The organism is Tolumonas osonensis, from assembly GCF_014202415.1.
GTDB lineage: Bacteria > Pseudomonadota > Gammaproteobacteria > Enterobacterales > Aeromonadaceae > Tolumonas > Tolumonas osonensis.
On record NZ_JACHGR010000004.1, the window covers coordinates 167,043 to 184,374 of the forward strand.

Consider the following 17,332-nt stretch of genomic DNA (forward strand, 5'->3'; position numbering starts at 1 on the left):
AACCATCGTTCAATGGAACAGATTATTCGCGCCACACTTGATGAACTGGAAGCAAAGGAATCAGTACTGCTCACCTGGGGTAACACACAGGGATTTTTTAGCCAAACCGAGTTGAAAGATATCATCACCCAGGTACTGCAGAACTATCCACACGCCGCAACCGGTCTGAGCAGTTTTAGCGTGGCTAAGGAAATGTTGGAACGTGGATTGTTGCTACGTCACAAGCAGAACGGTGCCTCGGTGTTTCGAACCCGTATGGCGGAGTCTGTGCGGCTTTATAGCCAATTACGCCAGATGTTTCCTAAGCATGGTCGCGGTGATAACTGGCGTACCGCACCGACGCTGGTGTCAGACTATAGATTCTTACGACGTCAGAGAAAATACCCGCAGCGCAACCTAAAAGCATCCGACGTCCTGCTAAAACTTGATGAAATTCCAACGTTTACGTCAACTCACCGTCAATTGTTGTCGGCCCTGATAAGTCACCCGAGCGGGATGTACAATCTAGCGCGCTTTCAGCAGGATGCCTGCATAAACGTACTGCGCGGCGTGCAGCAGAGTAAGTATCGCTCAACCGCCACCATTGTCTGTGCTGGAACCGGTACAGGTAAAACACTGGCGTTCTATTTGCCCGCATTGACCTTTATCGGCAGCGAGTTGGTCGCCAAAAGAAAAGACGCGGTGAAGGCGCTGGCGATATACCCTCGCAACGAACTGCTGAAGGACCAGTTTATCGAAACACTACGCCAGATGCGTAAACTGGACGGTGAACTGCTGGCGAAAGGCGCGCGTAAAGTACGTATCGCCGCACTGTTCGGTATGGTGCCGCTCGATAAAGATGCGATTTATCGAGACTACATGAAAATAGCCTGGACCCGCCACCGCGACGGCATGGCCTGCCAGTATATTCCCTGTCCGACAGAGAACTGCCGCGGCAAAATGATCTGGCGCACGGCTGATCTTGACAACAGCATCGAACGCTTGCACTGCGACAACTGTAACCAGATCATCGAGCCTGATGAAGTGATCCTGACGCGCAAGCGCATGTTGCTCGAACTGCCCGACATTCTGTTCACTAGCACCGAGATGTTGAATAAACAGATGGGCAACCCGTCTCTGGCATTGTTGTTTGGTATCGGAAAGAATGTCGTCCCGCCATCTATGATGTTGCTCGATGAAGTACATACCTATTCCGGCGTAAGCGGAGCTCAGAACGGTATGCTGATCCGCCGCTGGCGGAATCTATCCAACGCCATGCCGCATTTTGTCGGGCTATCCGCAACCTTGGAACAGGCGACGCACTTTATGGGTTCGCTGATCGGGTTGGAAGAGCACTTGGTGGCAGAGGTCAGCCCGGGCGAGAACGATATGGAAACAGAGGGCGCGGAGTATATGTTGGCGCTACGCGGAGACCCAGCCTCCCGCTCTAGTCTACTGTCCACCACCATTCAGGCCTCCATGTTGACCAGGCGTATGCTCGACAACGCGACTTCGATGGTCAGCAAAGGCATGTACGGCACGCGCAGCTTTGTGTTTACTGATGATATCGACGTCATCAACCGCCTCTACTTCCAACTACTGGATGCCGAAGGCCGTTACTCAAACGGCAATATCAATCCCAATAAAGAACCATTGGCGATGCTGCGTGGCGATGCACCGAATAACGAAAAATTTACCTTTGGTCAGCAGTGGCCGCTAGCAAAAATTATCGGCCACACGCTCGATTCCGCGGACCGCTGCAACATTAAGCGCACATCTTCGCAGGATGCCGGCGTCGACCACACAGCAGACCTGATTGTCGCTACGGCATCATTGGAGGTTGGCTTCAACGACCCAAACGTCGGCGCTGTTATCCAGCATAAAGCGCCACGCGATAATGCCCAGTTCCTACAGCGTAAAGGGCGCGCTGGACGTCAGCGCATCATGCGCCCATGGACCGTAGTGGTGTTATCCGACTATGGTCGTGACCGCATGGCATTTCAATGCTACGAAAACTTATTCGAACCAGTGCTAAAGGCCCGACAACTGCCGGTTGGTAACAGTTACGTACTCCGCATGCAGGCGGCTTTCGCTACTATGGACTGGCTATCTAGCCGCAACAAGTATATTAATGAGTGGAATCGCGGTATATGGGATGATTTATCAGTCCCGCAGAACCGAGGTAAGCCCTCTGATGCTCAGTTAAAACTGGCCGATCTGATTGAAGATCTGCTCGACAATCAGAAAACACAGCAGATGTTTAACGAATGGTTGACTAAGGCGTTAGGGATTAAGGACAGCAACCTATTGCAGTCATTACTGTGGCAACCGCCGCGCGCGATTATGACCGCATTCCTACCTACGGTACTCAGAAGACTGCGATCTAACTGGTCACGCCTTGGTGTTGAGCAGGCCGATAACTGCCGTAAAAGCACGCCTATGCCGGACTTTATTCCGTCCGCGTTGTTTAACGACCTCTGCCTGCCGGAATTGCAGATTAACTTGCCGGTTGAAGTCGGTCAGGAACCAGACGCATACAACATGCCGATTTTGCAGGGTATGAAGGATTTCGCCCCGGGTCGCATTAGCAAGCGCTTTGCCATCAAAAATATTCGCGAACGTCACTGGGTGGTGCCAAAAAACCTCAATCTGAATAATGGAGCACATCCCTTCCCTATTGACGACTACTGTCCCGCAGACAAACGAGAACCCATGCCGGATGGTTATATCACCACCAACAACGGTATACAGGCTATCCCCTGTTTTCGAGCATGGGAAGTGACGACCAGCACGCCGCCGGATGAATCTAAACTGAGTGAAACCTCAAACGCGTTTCTGACCTGGCACAGCGAGATCCGTCCGCCTCAGAGCGGTATCGAGGCGGAAGTACCATCCAACAATGTCTGGCAGAATATTTTCCAGTTGGTGGAGTTTTACAGCCATCAGCAGCATTGTCCGATCGAAGCCGTACGCTTCGCAACCGGTTCACGCGCCAATATTAAATTCAGCAACCAGCGCGAAGACCTACAGATTGATTTCAAATTTGAACATCAGGGGAAGCCCGCTGCGTTTGGCTTCTCGCTGTGGGTGGATGCGATTAAATTCCAGTGTCGGCTACCCAATTTTGACCTTGCCAGCATCAATAATAACCGTGAACTAATGGCCGGATTGCGCACAGCGCGCTTCCTTTATGAAGTCAGCCACGATGAAAGCATCTGCGTTAATCCTTTCCTCGGTAGCTGGTTGGCAGAAACCATCCTAGCAGGCATTTGCAGTGAAGCAGTATTGAAAAAATGTACTCCTGAACAGGCGTTTCGCGCACTGCAACACAACAGCGCAGAGATAGCCCTGAATGACGTTCCTGCACGAATCTTCCAGACTCTGTATGATGCGCAGACCGGCGAGGAAGTCGAGCAGGATCTACAGCAGAGCCTTCGTGAACTACTATCCCAAGCTCCAGTAATGGCAAAAATTACCGACTGGGTAGAGTTGCTTTGGCAACCGCTGGATAACAGTTGGCTGGAGTGGATCACCCTCAACTTCACCAACACCCTGGGAGCCGCGCTGCTGCAAACAGTCATGCAACTTTGCCCTGATGCCGACGACAACGACCTACTCCTTGACCTCAATGGTGGGCCGATGCGCACTGTACTACTAGAGCCCGATCAGCGTGAAATCTGGCTGTCGGAAACCACCGTCGGTGGCGGCGGCATTATTGAAAAGATCCAACAGATTTACTGTGAAGATCCGCGCCGCTTCTTCGAACTTCTAGACCTCAAACTCAGCCCCGGCGACTACGAAACTATGGACAATAACGTCTGGCACCTGCTGCAAAATTTGGCAAGCCCGACATCATCCCTGCCTGCGCGTATGAACGAGATGCGCCTTGCCAACAACCACACTAGCCAAGTTCAGGCGCAGCGCAACTTGCTGAGCGAGTTGCAGAGCAGCGGATTTATGACCAGCCATAGTTTTCTGTCGGCGATCAACACCCGCCTGTTACGCCCTGGGACAGATGCCAGCAGTGACACTTTTTTATTACAACTGCAACAGGAGTGGCGACAACATGAGCAGCGGTTGGGAATTGAACTACCGCAACGTGTCTATGCCTTTACTTATAGTCAGTCCTGCACGCTTGACCAGCAACTGAACCAGGCTAGCCAAGGACAGCACAACCTAGAAAGTTGGCGTTTTAATACCTGCAACGGACTGCTGTGGCCACGCGGTTATACCATCCGCGATAGTTGGCTCACTTGGTACAACCCTTATAGCTTTGCCGGACCAACTGAGCGCCTACTGCTGGCACATGTGGTGCAACACAGTTGTGCTCAGGTGGTACTCAGTCAACCAAATTGGATGCAACAGTGCCACCTGTACCTAGAGAATAATGGCAAATGCGAAATACTGGCCGAACCGGGCGATGCACTGAATGATGCCATCGCTATTCTGCTAGTCACTCCAGTTGAAATGAATGGGTTGTTCTTCTACCCGCGCGTCAGCGCACTGCGCCGCCACAACAATGACACCTTTGTCATGATTGAAATTCCGGAGGCAATTCAATGAAGACTCGTCGTATCTTTAAATCCAGAACCTCGCGCCAGAGTGAAGTGATGGATGTTCTCAGTTCCTTGCTGGTAGCTGAAATAACTCAGCCCAGTGCGGAACTGTGGGTGGTCTCGCCATGGATCACCGACCTCGACTTGCTTGATAATCGCACCGGACATTTCGACTATCTCGAACCTACTTGGGGACAGCGCCAGGTACAAACTTCAGAACTGTTGGCGCGCGCAGTCGCCAACGGTTGTACGCTGAAGGTGATGACCAACCAGACCCCGCATAATGCTCGCTTTATCCGCCAGTTAACCGAACGCGTTGCCAACTACGGCATGCTGGATAGCCTGTTCATCGGTCAGAAGGAGGAGTTACATACCAAAGGGTTCCTCGGTGATCATTTCTTCCTGAGTGGATCGATGAACTTGACGATCGGCGGGATCGTGATTAACGACGAACAACTCAACTTAACAACAGACAAAACCGACATTCTAAAGGGGTTACTGGCATTTAACGATTTTTACCAACCGGTACGGAGAGGTGTGCAATGAACAGCATTGACTACGAGCAGTTCCTACGCACCTTTTTCGATGGAGAAAAAAATATTATTTCGTGGAAAAAAATCGAGGCCAGTCGGTTGGAGGCGTCAACCTTAAAACGGTTGACCCCCTGGATCGACGATGTTCGGAAAGGACACTTCCCGGTAATTCTGCCCCGCGTAGTAAAAGACAACAACGATAAAGTCACCTGGTATGCAGTGGCTAATGAAGAGCGGAACTATGCGGAACTGCGCGAATTGATAGACGCGCACGTCGGAACCTCGTGGTCCGACTTTAACCGTCAGCGCACAACACTAAATCCGAACGACCCCATTGAAAAAGCGTTGATCGACTACTATGGCGACAACACTGTGTATAAATTCAGCTCTCTTTCGAAGTCGAGGATCCCAGAGATTTTCAACGGCATTGAGCGACTGCGCCAGCAACTCGCTATCCGCCCTAGTAGCCAATTCACTTTTCTACGCCCTCGTGGCCGTATTCTACGTGATATTCGCGCCTCCCTGCGCCGCCGTGATGTGCCCCAGACGCGTCTCTACCTGCAAGAACTACGTGATGTAGGCGGTATCGGGCACATCAATGAGTTGTTTATTGAACTGCGCTGTCTGACCCAGGAGGGAGATGCCCAAAGCCTGCTTAACTCAACAGAGTTGCGCCGGGTGCTTGATGTGCCGCACCCTCTAGTGCTGGCCGAAGAGGTGATGGACGTCTTCTATCAAAAGATGCTGCTCAAGTATGAGATGGAGGGTGACCTCATCGCTCAACGCCAGGCTTTCATCGATTTACTGGCGAAGCGCGTGCCGCGCCTGTTCCAGGTGACACAGGGTATTAACACTCCAGCGGCGGTTAAAATTACCCTGTTGTGGTTGCTTTCAGACACTCAGAGCGACCCAGCAAGACTGACAGAGCAGGCTCAGAAACTGGTTGCTGGGATGGAGGGGGCAACGGACGCCGACCGCGTCTGGATCAGTCAGTTGCTAACCGCTATCCCCACCGTAACAGCCCCATCCCTGCCGCCGCCGACCACCATCGATGACTTTAAGAACAGGGCCGACGAACAGCCTGAAAGTGTGCTGGAAGAGTTGATGTTCCTACCGGTAAACCAAGACAGTGTAGCCCTCGCTTTAAAATGTGCGTGGGGCGTAAGTAGTACAGATTCTGCAGTGAAGGCCATCAATTACCTGCAACAGTTGGCGCAAAAAGAGCGTGACTTGCTGCTGGCGAAACCGGTCTTCCAGCGTTACTACTCTGCGTTACAGTTGCTGTTACCTGCCGTACACACGGAACAAGATACCGCACGGATCGATAACTGGCAGGACTGGTTACAGGAAGTGCTGAACAACCCTCAGTGGACAAGCGCAATTGAAGCAGTAGAACAGGCATGCCACCAATGGTCTGCCGCAACTCTTCAACCCGAAGCATTCGTTTCGCTTATGGATAAAAGCGACAGTCGCACCAGCATGGTGCTGCGTGATGTCATTCCAATACTTCTGGAGTGGATGGATAATAATCAGACTAGCGCTTCATGGCAGTCAGTCCGGTTGGCGTTGCTGCAACAACTGGCGCTGGACGACAACAGTTCACGCGAAGATATCTTCATCGCCTGTGATCTGGCTCGCGGCTATTTAGCCGGCGATAGTAATGCGAACGACTATCGTGAACTGATAGAAAACCTACAGATGATGCTTGAGAGTTCAGGAACAGGTAGTGCCAGCGCCTGGTTGGATATACTGGAATTATTCCTGATCCACCCTATTGCTGACCAACCAGCCAGAGAACGATTATTCAATCTGGTACTCAGCAAGTTTTACAGCAACCCATCCCGTTATAGCGAATTGCAATGGAACTTATTAGCTCAGTTTGTCGAAGAGAGTGGCCTTGCTTGTGAAATTCCTCCACAAATCGCAGAGGATAATAATGAAGAGTGCGCGAGTGAGGAATGTGTAGAGGCAACACTGAATCACAAGGTGGTCGGCATTTATACATTGACCGAATCGGTAGCGCTGCGCGTGAAAAAACAACTACTAGCCGATTATCCTCAGGCTGATATTCGTCTCAACAGCGATAAAGGCGGTTCGACCATGCTACGTTCATTGGCCAAAGAAGCAGATGTATTTATCTTTGCCTGGTTGAGTTCCAAGCACTCTGCTTATTACGCAATAAAAGAAGAACGCGGGGAAAAGCCTTTTCTGCAACCATCCGGTAAAGGTAGTACTAGCATGTTGGAATGCATTCGTAGTTATCTGAAAGGGTTGTAAAAATAAAAACAATTTTAGGTGGCGTGAACCCGCCACCAGGTCATGATCTCTTCCCAAAATCAGTTCCAGGGAAAATAATCAGTCTCCATTAACTCAAAAGCTCAAACTGAGTAATACAGGATGTTGATATCGCATCAAATCAGCCCCTGCCACACCCGACCAGATTCAATAATTCGAATAAATTCCGTTATTGAGAACGATTGTTGATAAAGAGATGCATAAGACTCACTTGGAGTATCATCCTCAGCTATTTCTTCAAAATCGTTCAGGAACGACTTCTCATCCCGCAAGGCAATAATCATTGTTTCTAATGACGTAACGAGATAACCGTCAATTTCCTTGCCATCAAACTCCAATGATGTATCGACGATCCAGGATTTAAGCATCTGCGGCAATTCATCTTGCTGAAAATTCAATTGTTCACGGAGTGCTGTATCTACCAATACTGCTTCTTTCAGCGCGTTTTCTTTTCTGCACAATTGCCATGCAGCTTTTCTGAGCGTGCTTGTTTTATGCAACCATGCTTCTTGTCGAGACGAACGGATATACCCCGACTTTACTTCAATGAGTAATAACACACCGTCAGCGTATGCAATGACATCTATCTCGCCTGGGTTTTCCTGTCCTACTGCAAATTTGGGGTTATACCCACAAACAACGTTCATTCCCTTCTGGCGCAACAACTCACTGATGTTCTGTTCAATGCGGTTCGTTTCTTTCTTGACCCCTTTCCTTCTGGCACCAACGCGACGCAGATTATTCACTGCGGAATTTGCATTATTCTGGTGACCAACAACCCAAGGGAACTGGAACAAATAAGAACCGATTTTGTAATACGGACGTTCATTTAATCGAGGAATAATAGTTGAGTTATGGCTGGCCAGTTCTTTTAAATCAACCGTCCAAGAATCAATTATCGCTTTGGTGATGTTTTTGTTACCGCTTGGAAACTCCGGACTAACAGACCAACCAACTAAGCCGTTTACTTTGTTTTCTACTGTTGACCATGTCATCGGAAACCGATTTTGCATGCCATTTACTAACCCGTTGAAGGCCAACATACTTAACGACTGGAAAAGAGAACCGTTCGCTTCGTAAATTGATTTAAATTCATCAATGTAGTCTTTCTGGAAGAAAACAGAATTCAGTTCTGCAAACAGCATGAACTTGAAAAGATCAATATGAATACCCGAATCCGTCTCCAACTTATCTGCAAATCCATACACCTCTTTCAGCATCAACTCGCTTCGAATTGCTTTAATGTAAGCCAGTTGGTTCAGTTCTTGATTTTCTGCTAAGCCAAATTGATGATCATGCAATCCTCGAATGATGAGTTCATCAATCGCCCGCTTCATCCAATAATTCCATAACAATCTCAATTTCTTATTGGTTTGCTCCCACTCAATTGCTCTCTGATTTGATGTATTAAAAATAACGGGTCGAAACGATTGATCGGTGTAGCCACATTCCTCATCGAATGAGAACCAGTTGGCGCTATTCTCATAATCTAACAACTCTCCCGTCGCATATATCAACTCAGAAAAGAGCGCTAAGTTCTCTTTGCAATGTAACGAAATATCGGATGATGGAAAGATGATCGGTGATAAATCTGTCTTCAGGCTTATTGCAATACTCATTTCGGTGATTGCAAAATCTTGTGGTGTGCTTTTCTGAAGTCTGTTCAGAACAATTCGTTGATATATCTTCTGATGCCGCTCTAACTGCTCATTTTTTGTTAACGCGTCATAAGCCAATACACTCAGATATGAAAAAAAAGAGATGATATTCAACGATGATAACTTCGCCTCGAGCTCATCAATCCGGTTTTGAAATGGTTTTAAAACTGCATTTAGCTCATTACAGACATAAAAGAACTTATCCCATTCACGTTCGCGCCGATCCACTTTGAGATATAACCATAAAGCAGAGTTTTCACGGGTAAACAGTTTTGAAAAACGGATAGCCCATCTCAATACATCAGGCGTATTGGAAGCTAAAAAATCAAGCTGATCATGACTAATTGCGTCGTCATACTGCAACACTTTGGCCAGAGCTAAGGATGCTCGTTTAGCGGAGGAAATCGCTTCGATATCACGTAGAAAACTTGATGACGCAAATGCAACCGCACGATCTTTGTTGCTATATTTCTTTCCATTGGCAGGGCGTTGGTCCAGAAAATGCTGGATACATTCATCTAATGCCAGATGTGACATTTGTAACCGCTTCAGTTCGGTTTGATAAACGTTCTCGTAATATTCCTTACAGCGCTGAACTGCGGTGACGTCTGACACGTTAGATATTCCATTATCTGGATGAACCCCGTAGATACACTATCGCATAATCGACCTATCAATCCCATTACTGATCTGGTCGAATGTGAATTGCTTTTCATCAGAATAACCAGATAAATTGATCAGTCATTTTTCTACTTTACCGTTGGTAATTCTTCCCACTAGGTTGCAAATGGGGAATAAGTCACACCACGCTGATGCATTTGTCTTTCTATTTACTAAAAAAAAAAGAGGCCATCACATCCAGCCTCGTTGAAATCTCGCCCTCTCCTGTCTCAATCACTCACCAGTAGTCAGTTCATACCAATCCCCTTTCAGCCATAGAGATACATGCCTTAGCCCCGACAACAATATGATCCAAAACCCTGACATCAATCAGACCAAGAGTATCGCGTAACAAAATAGTGATTTTTTTGTCTGCTTCGCTGGGCTTGGGTTCTCCGGATGGGTGATTGTGTACGAAAATTACCGCGGCTGCGTTAACAGCCAACGCCCTCTTTACCACCTCCCTTGGATGAATGTTTGTGACATTGAGTGTGCCGCGAAATATTTCTTCAAAACAAATGATCCGATGTTGATTATCCAGAAACAACGAGCCGAATACTTCGTTTTCGTAACTCCCCATGAGCGCTTGCAAATAGATAAATGCCGATGACGGGCGTTCGATGCAACGGCCTTTCGCCAATCGATTTTTAGCCAACCACCGGGCCATGATTAATATGTCTTTTTCTGTCACTGGTGAGGCCACCGTATAGGTTCCGTTTGTCTCATCAATTTTAAATTTTGTATTTCTCATAACTAATCCCACACCCAATCAATGACTTTTTTGATGCCGTAACCAACAACCACACCTGCAGCAATCGGCATGACCAATGGCGTCATGGAGGTGATAGTGAGGCCACAGCTCACCAAGGCGGTGCCTGATGAAAGAGCCACACCCGCACCGGTGGTATTAGCAACCAGCGACGAGCCCGCAGGTAATACCGCTTGCATAACATGACGCACAGCCTCATCTCTGACTGATTGCGTAGCCAGATAACCCGCCATGGCTACCGGCTCTGCGTGGTGGCTAAGTGACTTCATTACCGATTTCCCCACTATGCCCAGCGCAACCAGTTCATTGATTTGTTCACTGTAAGCAAAACCCATAATGCTCCAGGTCACGAACTGCTCGCAGTTGTTCAACAGCACGTCATACTGTGCCTCCCCTAACCGCTTATAAGCCCGCTGTACACTTTCCTTGCGGCCATAAATCCGGATGGGATATTCCCTGACCGTACAGCCATTTCCCTGACAAAACTCGTCAAGACTAACCAGAGTTATCCGACCTGCCGGGCCACCCAAAGAACTGCCTGCATAATGAATAACTTCTTTGTTCCCAAGATAGAGCCCGTGATGGGTATAGCCTATTCTTGGCGTGACTAAATGGTCGCCGATTTGCATATACATTCTCCTGTTTCCGGAAATAAAAACGCCCCAATGACGGGGCGCAGCGTGAATAAGCAATGAGGGGTTACGGTGTTCCCGAACCCAGCTTGTCCGTGAGTCTGGATGGTCTGGTTGCGGTACGACGGGTTGACGGTTGCGTCGTAATAGACGGTTCCGACTGGTCAGCTAATGGGTCGGACGGGTTTTCTTCCGGATAGAACTCTTCCATCATCAGTGGTATTTCTTCCTCTGAATCTTCAAACTGACCGTTCTGCAGTAACTGACGAGCTGTTTGTTCTAGTCCTTCCAGAACTAAGCCCGCCTCAATATCTGCTCCAGCAGCCTCTTTCGCCTGTGCAATGACTGAAGCAAGTTCTGCCCCTTCTCTTAATGTCAGGTCAACGTAGTAGACCGGGGTCTGATATGAGAGTGTGGTACTTTTGGCACGCAGTCTCAGTAACAGCGGCAGATAGCGGGTTAGCCCACCACTGATGGCATGAAAGTATTGCAACCGGGCGGCCAAAGTACGCACCGAGTTATAGCCGGTGGTACGGAAGATAAAGCTACCCAGTTCATCGTTTTGCCCGTCCACTTGCACATTTAATCGGCCATACAGTTTGCAGCCATGTTGTCGGGCGAATGGACAAAACTGCGGACCAGCACAAGCTTGTTCATCCGTGCCACCCTGTTCATTAACCCGCTTTGCACTCTCCCCATTCCCAACACAAAGTGGCCGCCCTGTGTTGCGGTCAAATGCACTGTATTCCGCTCGCAGATTCAGGTCGGTGTCGTTGAATAACATCCTTACCGGAATGGCGCGGATCTTGTTATTCGTTGCTGACTCAGCCAACTTCTGATGTAGCGGATGCAGTAACCACTCCCCTTTGTTTTTCACCTGGGTGGTGAGCGTGAAACTATCGTCTTTTTCTGGTAACCATTTGTCATTTTTACAGACCAAACGGCCAATCGAGATCCGCCCTATGACCGGCGGTGTAATTGCTAGCCCTTTGATCATGATTCGCTCCTTTCAGGTTGAACTAAGAAACGACGACTCCCCAAGACTGGTTTGCCGTATTGTTGAAGTATTTCCGGATGTTCTAAGGTGAGTTTGTCCAGATCCGGGACCAGCCGATCTTTGGCTTTACGCCATGTGATACGGCCCTGCTGAAAAACAGCCGCCGTAGCTGAACCCAGTGCAACCTGTAACCGTTGTTTGACCTGTGATTCCTGTCGTTCGGTTTCTTCTTTGTTCTGACGTAATTGCAGTAGTTCAGAAAAAAGAGCGTTGTATTCGACTGACTCAGACAGATCAACAGTTTGCCCGTCATCACGAGGGAACAGCCACTGTAAAGCTTGCCCTGCATCATCCGAACCATCCGGTTCCGGTTGTAGGTCATCGGTAACACATCGCCAGAATTGCGCTTCACGCTGGATCAGATCCGCGATCTTGTCATCGTCGCGATGGATGCGATAAATCCGGAAATCTTGCCCACCGATCAATACCGCGACATCCGCCCAGGCATGACCGGTAACAGCCAACTGATGCAACACCTGACATTGATAAGCGACCGGTACGCCCTCCTCCCACTGCGGTGCAGAGTGATATCCCGCCGTTTTGATTTCCAGCACGCCATCCCCTGCCGGGTCTAACACTTCCCGATCGAGGTTCGCCAGCATGAAGGGATAGTCCGTATTCTGTAGCACCGAATTCACACGGCGTACCTTTTTGCCGGTTCGTTCGGCATAGACCGATGCCAATACCGGTTCTAACACCGTTCCCCAAATGACGGCATCCTTCTCCGATAAATCATCCGGTACTTTGCGTTGTGTTTTCTCAAGCCACAGCGATAACGGACTTTTATACGGGGAAAGGCCAATAGCCACTGCCGCATCGGATGAGCCAATGCCTTGTTGTCGGATCTGCAGCCAGGCGTCACGAGTAAGATTCGAGGTAGAAGCCAGACGAATTGCGTGGTGATAACGTGTTTTCATTTTATCCTCCGGACATAAAAGAAAACCCCGGACAGGAAAACCTATCCGGGGTTCTTTGAGTAACAAATTGATGGGGTATCAGTGGAGCAGTGTTAATGCCTGATGGAAGGCTTTTTGCTTTAGTAACGCGCCCTGACCAAACCAGGCTGAATCCAGTCGGTTATCCTGATTACGTGCTCGGCGGTGGTGATCGACGTATTCCGTCATGGCATTGACCAATCCCCATGCCGTACCCGAGGAGGATGACAACTCCGAACCCATGCCTTCGCTCAGATAGAGATTGCTCACTTTCTGGTACGCTTTAGAACCCAACGAATTATCCTCCGTCAATTCCGCTTCATTGAGCACGGTTCGGATAAACCCATCGGCCTCTTCCGGTGAGACGGTACGCTGACTTAACTGCTTCAGATTTGTCATAAACGCATCCCAGTTGGCAAAGCCAATCCCTAATGCCTCTTTCACCTGCACCGGATCGAATTTAGTGGAATGGGGTACTTTCACTGCACCGGTACTATCACGCGTTGCCATCTGTAAGGTGTTATTACACACCACCCGTATTGAGGTGAATTGTGCCGTAGTACAGAGTGTACCGTCACAACTGGTCGCTAATAACAAATAAGCCTTGATGCGATCATTCCCTTTTATCTTTGCTTCCTGACCGGTTTTTGCTAATGCCCAGAGTTTACGTCCACCCTTTAATACCCCGGCAGTTTCCAACTCAAAACCGCCGGCTGAAACCAAGTCTTTATAGAAATGTAAAACTTCACATGGCTGTACTATTTTATAACGGTTAGAGACCACTGAGAGTGGCGCCAAAGTGTCAGAACGATAAAGCACCTTTGCATCAGCATGAGAGCGAAGATACAAGCCATCAGTGGCCGCATTAAACAAGACATCACTGTGAGCGATACGCCAGTCCATTCCTGCTTCAGTCAACCACGTTTCGATTGGTTGATGAGCTGTTAGTTGATTACCCAGACCATGCCAAGGCACATCACCAACGTAGGCCATCGATTCAATTAGGTGAGACATAGTAAATACTCCAACGGAAAGGGAATAAACGGGGTGATAAGCGACAAGACATGCCCATCACACGCTATATCAAATAGGTAATATAGGGCTGAAATCCGTTGGAGTAATTAAGATACCTATAGCTCAATAACTTATTGTAAAGCAATGATAAAGAACTAAGTTGGCATAGAAAAAAGAACCAACTTGCATAGAGGATTCTAAAGCTAACTGAATAGATTAATGGAGAAAAGTGACCGGTTTTATTGCGCATTTCATGACGAATATCGATCAATGTCAAACTAACAAAAAATTCATCTCAGAAGTGACCAATCTCATTCATAAATGCGTTTTTGCTAGGCAAAAAATTTTATGCCTAGTTGACGAACTACCTTTTGTTGGAAACGAGAATTAAAGTCTAAACATCGTATCCAAGAGAGAAAATCACATGACCAAACCCAACGATTCCAGCCCTAAAATCTTACGACTCAGTGAAGTCATGAGCCGAATCGGCATCAGTAGATCAACGATCTATGATTGGCTTAATCCGCGTTCGCCTCGGTTTGATCGCTCATTCCCTAGACCAATCCAGCTTGGTAAAGCATCTGTTGGGTGGGTTGAGTCAGCAATTAATGCATGGATTGAACAACGCATAACCGACAGTTCAAAACACTAACTTCGTCTGTTACGAGTATTAATTATGCAGCCAATAACCCATTTTCATTAACATTGCGTGTCTATACAGCCATATATTCATTAAATGTATTTATGGTTTATATGTTATTAATGTTAATTAACTCATTAAACACATATAACACGGTGTAATACACAATACTGAATTATTAATTCAGCACATATAACTTATAACATCTAGAATTAATTGTTTACCAAGGAATTGAAATGCTATTAACATGTTATTTGGTGAGTTTAAATGAAGCGTAAAGAAGATAGGCACCAACAAGTATTAATGGATGCATCGTTAGATTTAACTGATGTTAACGGTGTTGCGCATTATTGGAAATCTGATAACTATAACACTGCGGAAGAATATCTAAATATATGGAATACCTTTGACGATATAACTGAATCAAAGAAACCATCGTTTGTTCTAGTTAAAAGCAAACGGTCTAATCATAAAACAATAGAAATGAGCAATCTAGGTCGTGATATTATCAACACAATAAACTACAGCACGATTATAGTAACTCGTCATTTCAATAGCCACAAATTACACCCCAAGGTGGACTTATTCATCAAGGCAATGAATAAGTACGAATTAACCGGATTGGTTAAATACATCAACCCTAATATGAACCAAGATACAACTAAAAGAGTCTACGAGGCATTGTGTAATTTCATTGCCCATATAAAATCCTCTGCCACAGATGGCACTTTGCAAAAAGAAATAAATCTATTTTCACGGACATCAAGAAAGAACTACGCTAGCTTAGTTAACTACATAAACAAGTTATTTGACAAACAATCTCGTTTATTAGTTATTAGGATTGATCTTGGATACACTGAAAAACATTCAAAGGAAATAACAAGTGAAATGGCGATAAACCACAGAAATAAACTATTAAAAAACACAAGAAATAATGAAATATTTCAGTATATGCGAGGATATGTATGGAAGTTAGAATTTGGCGTGAGCAAAGGGTATCACTACCATATGCTATTTTTATTTGATGGTTCAAAGGTGAGAGAGGATATTAACATAGCTAGACGGATTGGAGAGTACTGGAGCTCATCAATCACGAATGGTAATGGGATTTACTTTAATTGCAACCACATAAAAAATACATATAAGTGTCTTGGTATCGGAATGATCAATCATTTTGAACATACAAAAAGAGAGAATTTAAAAAAAGCGGCTTTATATTTAACCAAGACTGACAGCTATATAAAGTTAGTTTTACCAACAGGTGCTAGAGTCTTTGGAAAAGGAGAAATACCTCATTCGAGTTTAATAAAAAAGGGGCGCCCCAGAGTTAAGATTTAAGCGAATAAAACCAGATCGCCCAATGTCAATATTGTTAATTTCAGGTCAATCCGGCGTCAATCCAGAAACACTATTCTCAAGAAAAACTGGCGCCACCATTTCATGATGATTTAACCATTTTTTCACGGTATCAAGCATACTGGTTTCAGACATAATATTTCCATTATCCCTATTGAATTGAATTATTTTATCCCCCATGCATTTAATGAATTCTTTATCATCTTTCCAGCCACCTTTCGGTTTTTCGTTTTTTATTAATTCGATGACTTTCTGCCTTGTAGGCATATAGCGCTCATCCCTTTTATCCCCTCCTTTTTTTGCGTTTTTTGTTAAATTAAGTTTGGATGGATTATGTTTTTCATTAAAAAATGAAAATGTTTTCGCACCTGAGAATTTACCTATATAGATTAGGGCCGAAGCAATAGCCTTCAATGCTTTACTTTTACCATCACTCTGTTTTTTTAAATATTCCACCTGGATATAATAGATAACTGATAATGCAAAACATGAAGACAAATAACTTTCTTCAACTAAAGTTCCAATATAAAAATCTGGAATATGATTTTCAGCAGACTCTCCATTATTCGTCCTTTCTCGCATTTTGGAGAAATAAGTTTTTAATTTTTCATTTTTATTTATAAATTCAACACCACTGCAAGAGTCAAACTCATCAATAGAGTTTTCGTCCATTAATGAAGCCTTTAACTCACACAAATAACATTCAATTAAATCATTTATTGACAGATTGAGAGCATTACTTATTTCTTTATTGTTCAGCATATAAGTTCCTTTTAAGGTATGGCTAAGAAAACAAAATTTAGCATATCTTAACGGTTCTAATTAATCTAATTAAGAATCCAAAATGCAGCCACAACGAGACCTTTGGTATATCTAAGGTGGCACCAATGAAAGAACAATGCTGTCTATCAGGAGGCAACAGGCGCAAGGAGATCATAGCCTACTTTGATGCGCACATATCAGTCACCAATGCTTACACGGAATCCTTCAATCATCTAAGCTTGAAGGCCGAGGTCATTTTTTCAAGGTGATGCGAACATGAATATTTTATACTATGACGTACAAGAAGCAGGCGCCTACTGCGAAGGTTTCTTTGTTTCACAAGAAAACTGTCGCTTATGGGCTACCAGACTATGAGTGTCAACTGTTTGCCGATGAACAGGAACAACGGAGAAATTTGAAATTCTGAAGCTTAAAGAGAGATACTTTTAAGTACGCCAGTAAGTACGAATTTTCAGTTTTACATAT

The 17,332-nt window shown here is 46.2% G+C and carries 12 protein-coding genes and 1 pseudogene; 6 read left to right on the forward strand and 7 right to left on the reverse strand.

The genetic code is table 11. The features are described from left to right. Positions 1-12 precede the first annotated feature (12 nt). Genes dpdJ through dpdD form a run of 3 tightly spaced genes read left to right on the forward strand, consistent with a single transcriptional unit; the run spans position 13 to position 7,345 of the window. Positions 13-4,542, forward strand: a complete 4,530-nt coding sequence (dpdJ, locus tag HNR75_RS06940; protein ID WP_188026278.1) for a protein DpdJ — start codon at positions 13-15, stop codon at positions 4,540-4,542. After that, on the forward strand, positions 4,539-5,081 hold the full coding sequence (gene dpdK / locus HNR75_RS06945; RefSeq protein ID WP_188026279.1) for a phospholipase D-like domain-containing protein DpdK: 543 nt from the start codon (positions 4,539-4,541) through the stop codon (positions 5,079-5,081). Before dpdJ ends, dpdK begins: the two co-directional genes overlap by 4 nt. After that, positions 5,078-7,345, forward strand: a complete 2,268-nt coding sequence (gene dpdD / locus HNR75_RS06950; protein WP_188026280.1) for a protein DpdD — start codon at positions 5,078-5,080, stop codon at positions 7,343-7,345. The genes dpdK and dpdD overlap by 4 nt, the downstream gene beginning before the upstream one ends. Before the next feature lie 134 nt (positions 7,346-7,479). Here the strand turns inward: dpdD and HNR75_RS15635 are convergent, their stop codons facing one another. From HNR75_RS15635 to HNR75_RS06980, 6 genes are all read right to left on the reverse strand, one after another. Further along, the gene (locus HNR75_RS15635) at positions 7,480-9,636 is read right to left on the reverse strand and encodes an NERD domain-containing protein (protein ID WP_188026281.1); all 2,157 of its coding nucleotides are present in this window, start codon (positions 9,634-9,636) and stop codon (positions 7,480-7,482) included. A 298-nt stretch (positions 9,637-9,934) separates the two neighbouring features. Continuing rightward, complete coding sequence (gene radC / locus HNR75_RS06960) at positions 9,935-10,432, reverse strand: RadC family protein (protein WP_188026282.1); 498 nt, start codon at positions 10,430-10,432, stop codon at positions 9,935-9,937. Positions 10,433-10,434: 2 nt separating this feature from the next. Next, positions 10,435-11,079 (reverse strand): lecithin retinol acyltransferase family protein, encoded by a 645-nt coding sequence (locus HNR75_RS06965; RefSeq protein WP_188026283.1) that lies wholly within the window; start codon positions 11,077-11,079, stop codon positions 10,435-10,437. 70 nt (positions 11,080-11,149) lie between these two features. Beyond that, the gene (locus tag HNR75_RS06970) at positions 11,150-12,079 is read right to left on the reverse strand and encodes a recombination directionality factor (RefSeq protein WP_188026284.1); all 930 of its coding nucleotides are present in this window, start codon (positions 12,077-12,079) and stop codon (positions 11,150-11,152) included. After that, entirely contained in the window at positions 12,076-13,056 is a 981-nt protein-coding gene (locus tag HNR75_RS06975) for a YqaJ viral recombinase family nuclease (RefSeq protein WP_188026285.1), read from the reverse strand. The genes HNR75_RS06970 and HNR75_RS06975 overlap by 4 nt, the downstream gene beginning before the upstream one ends. A gap of 78 nt (positions 13,057-13,134) precedes the next feature. Beyond that, the gene (locus tag HNR75_RS06980; RefSeq protein ID WP_188026286.1) at positions 13,135-14,088 is read right to left on the reverse strand and encodes a DUF932 domain-containing protein; all 954 of its coding nucleotides are present in this window, start codon (positions 14,086-14,088) and stop codon (positions 13,135-13,137) included. A 424-nt stretch (positions 14,089-14,512) separates the two neighbouring features. On the opposite strand from HNR75_RS06980, the gene HNR75_RS06985 reads away from it, so the two are divergent. Next, a complete protein-coding gene (locus tag HNR75_RS06985) occupies positions 14,513-14,740 on the forward strand; it encodes a helix-turn-helix transcriptional regulator (RefSeq protein WP_188026287.1) in 228 nt (75 codons plus the stop codon). Positions 14,741-14,995: 255 nt separating this feature from the next. Then, the gene (locus HNR75_RS06990) at positions 14,996-16,066 is read left to right on the forward strand and encodes a YagK/YfjJ domain-containing protein (protein WP_188026288.1); all 1,071 of its coding nucleotides are present in this window, start codon (positions 14,996-14,998) and stop codon (positions 16,064-16,066) included. Between the two features lie 45 nt (positions 16,067-16,111). Here HNR75_RS06990 and HNR75_RS06995 read toward each other — a convergent pair whose 3' ends face one another. After that, a complete protein-coding gene (locus HNR75_RS06995) occupies positions 16,112-16,846 on the reverse strand; it encodes a hypothetical protein (protein ID WP_188026289.1) in 735 nt (244 codons plus the stop codon). Positions 16,847-16,998: 152 nt separating this feature from the next. Here HNR75_RS06995 and HNR75_RS15520 point away from each other — a divergent pair. After that, a pseudogene (locus HNR75_RS15520) lies at positions 16,999-17,273 on the forward strand (hypothetical protein); the annotation flags it as partial. Positions 17,274-17,332: the final 59 nt, after the last annotated feature.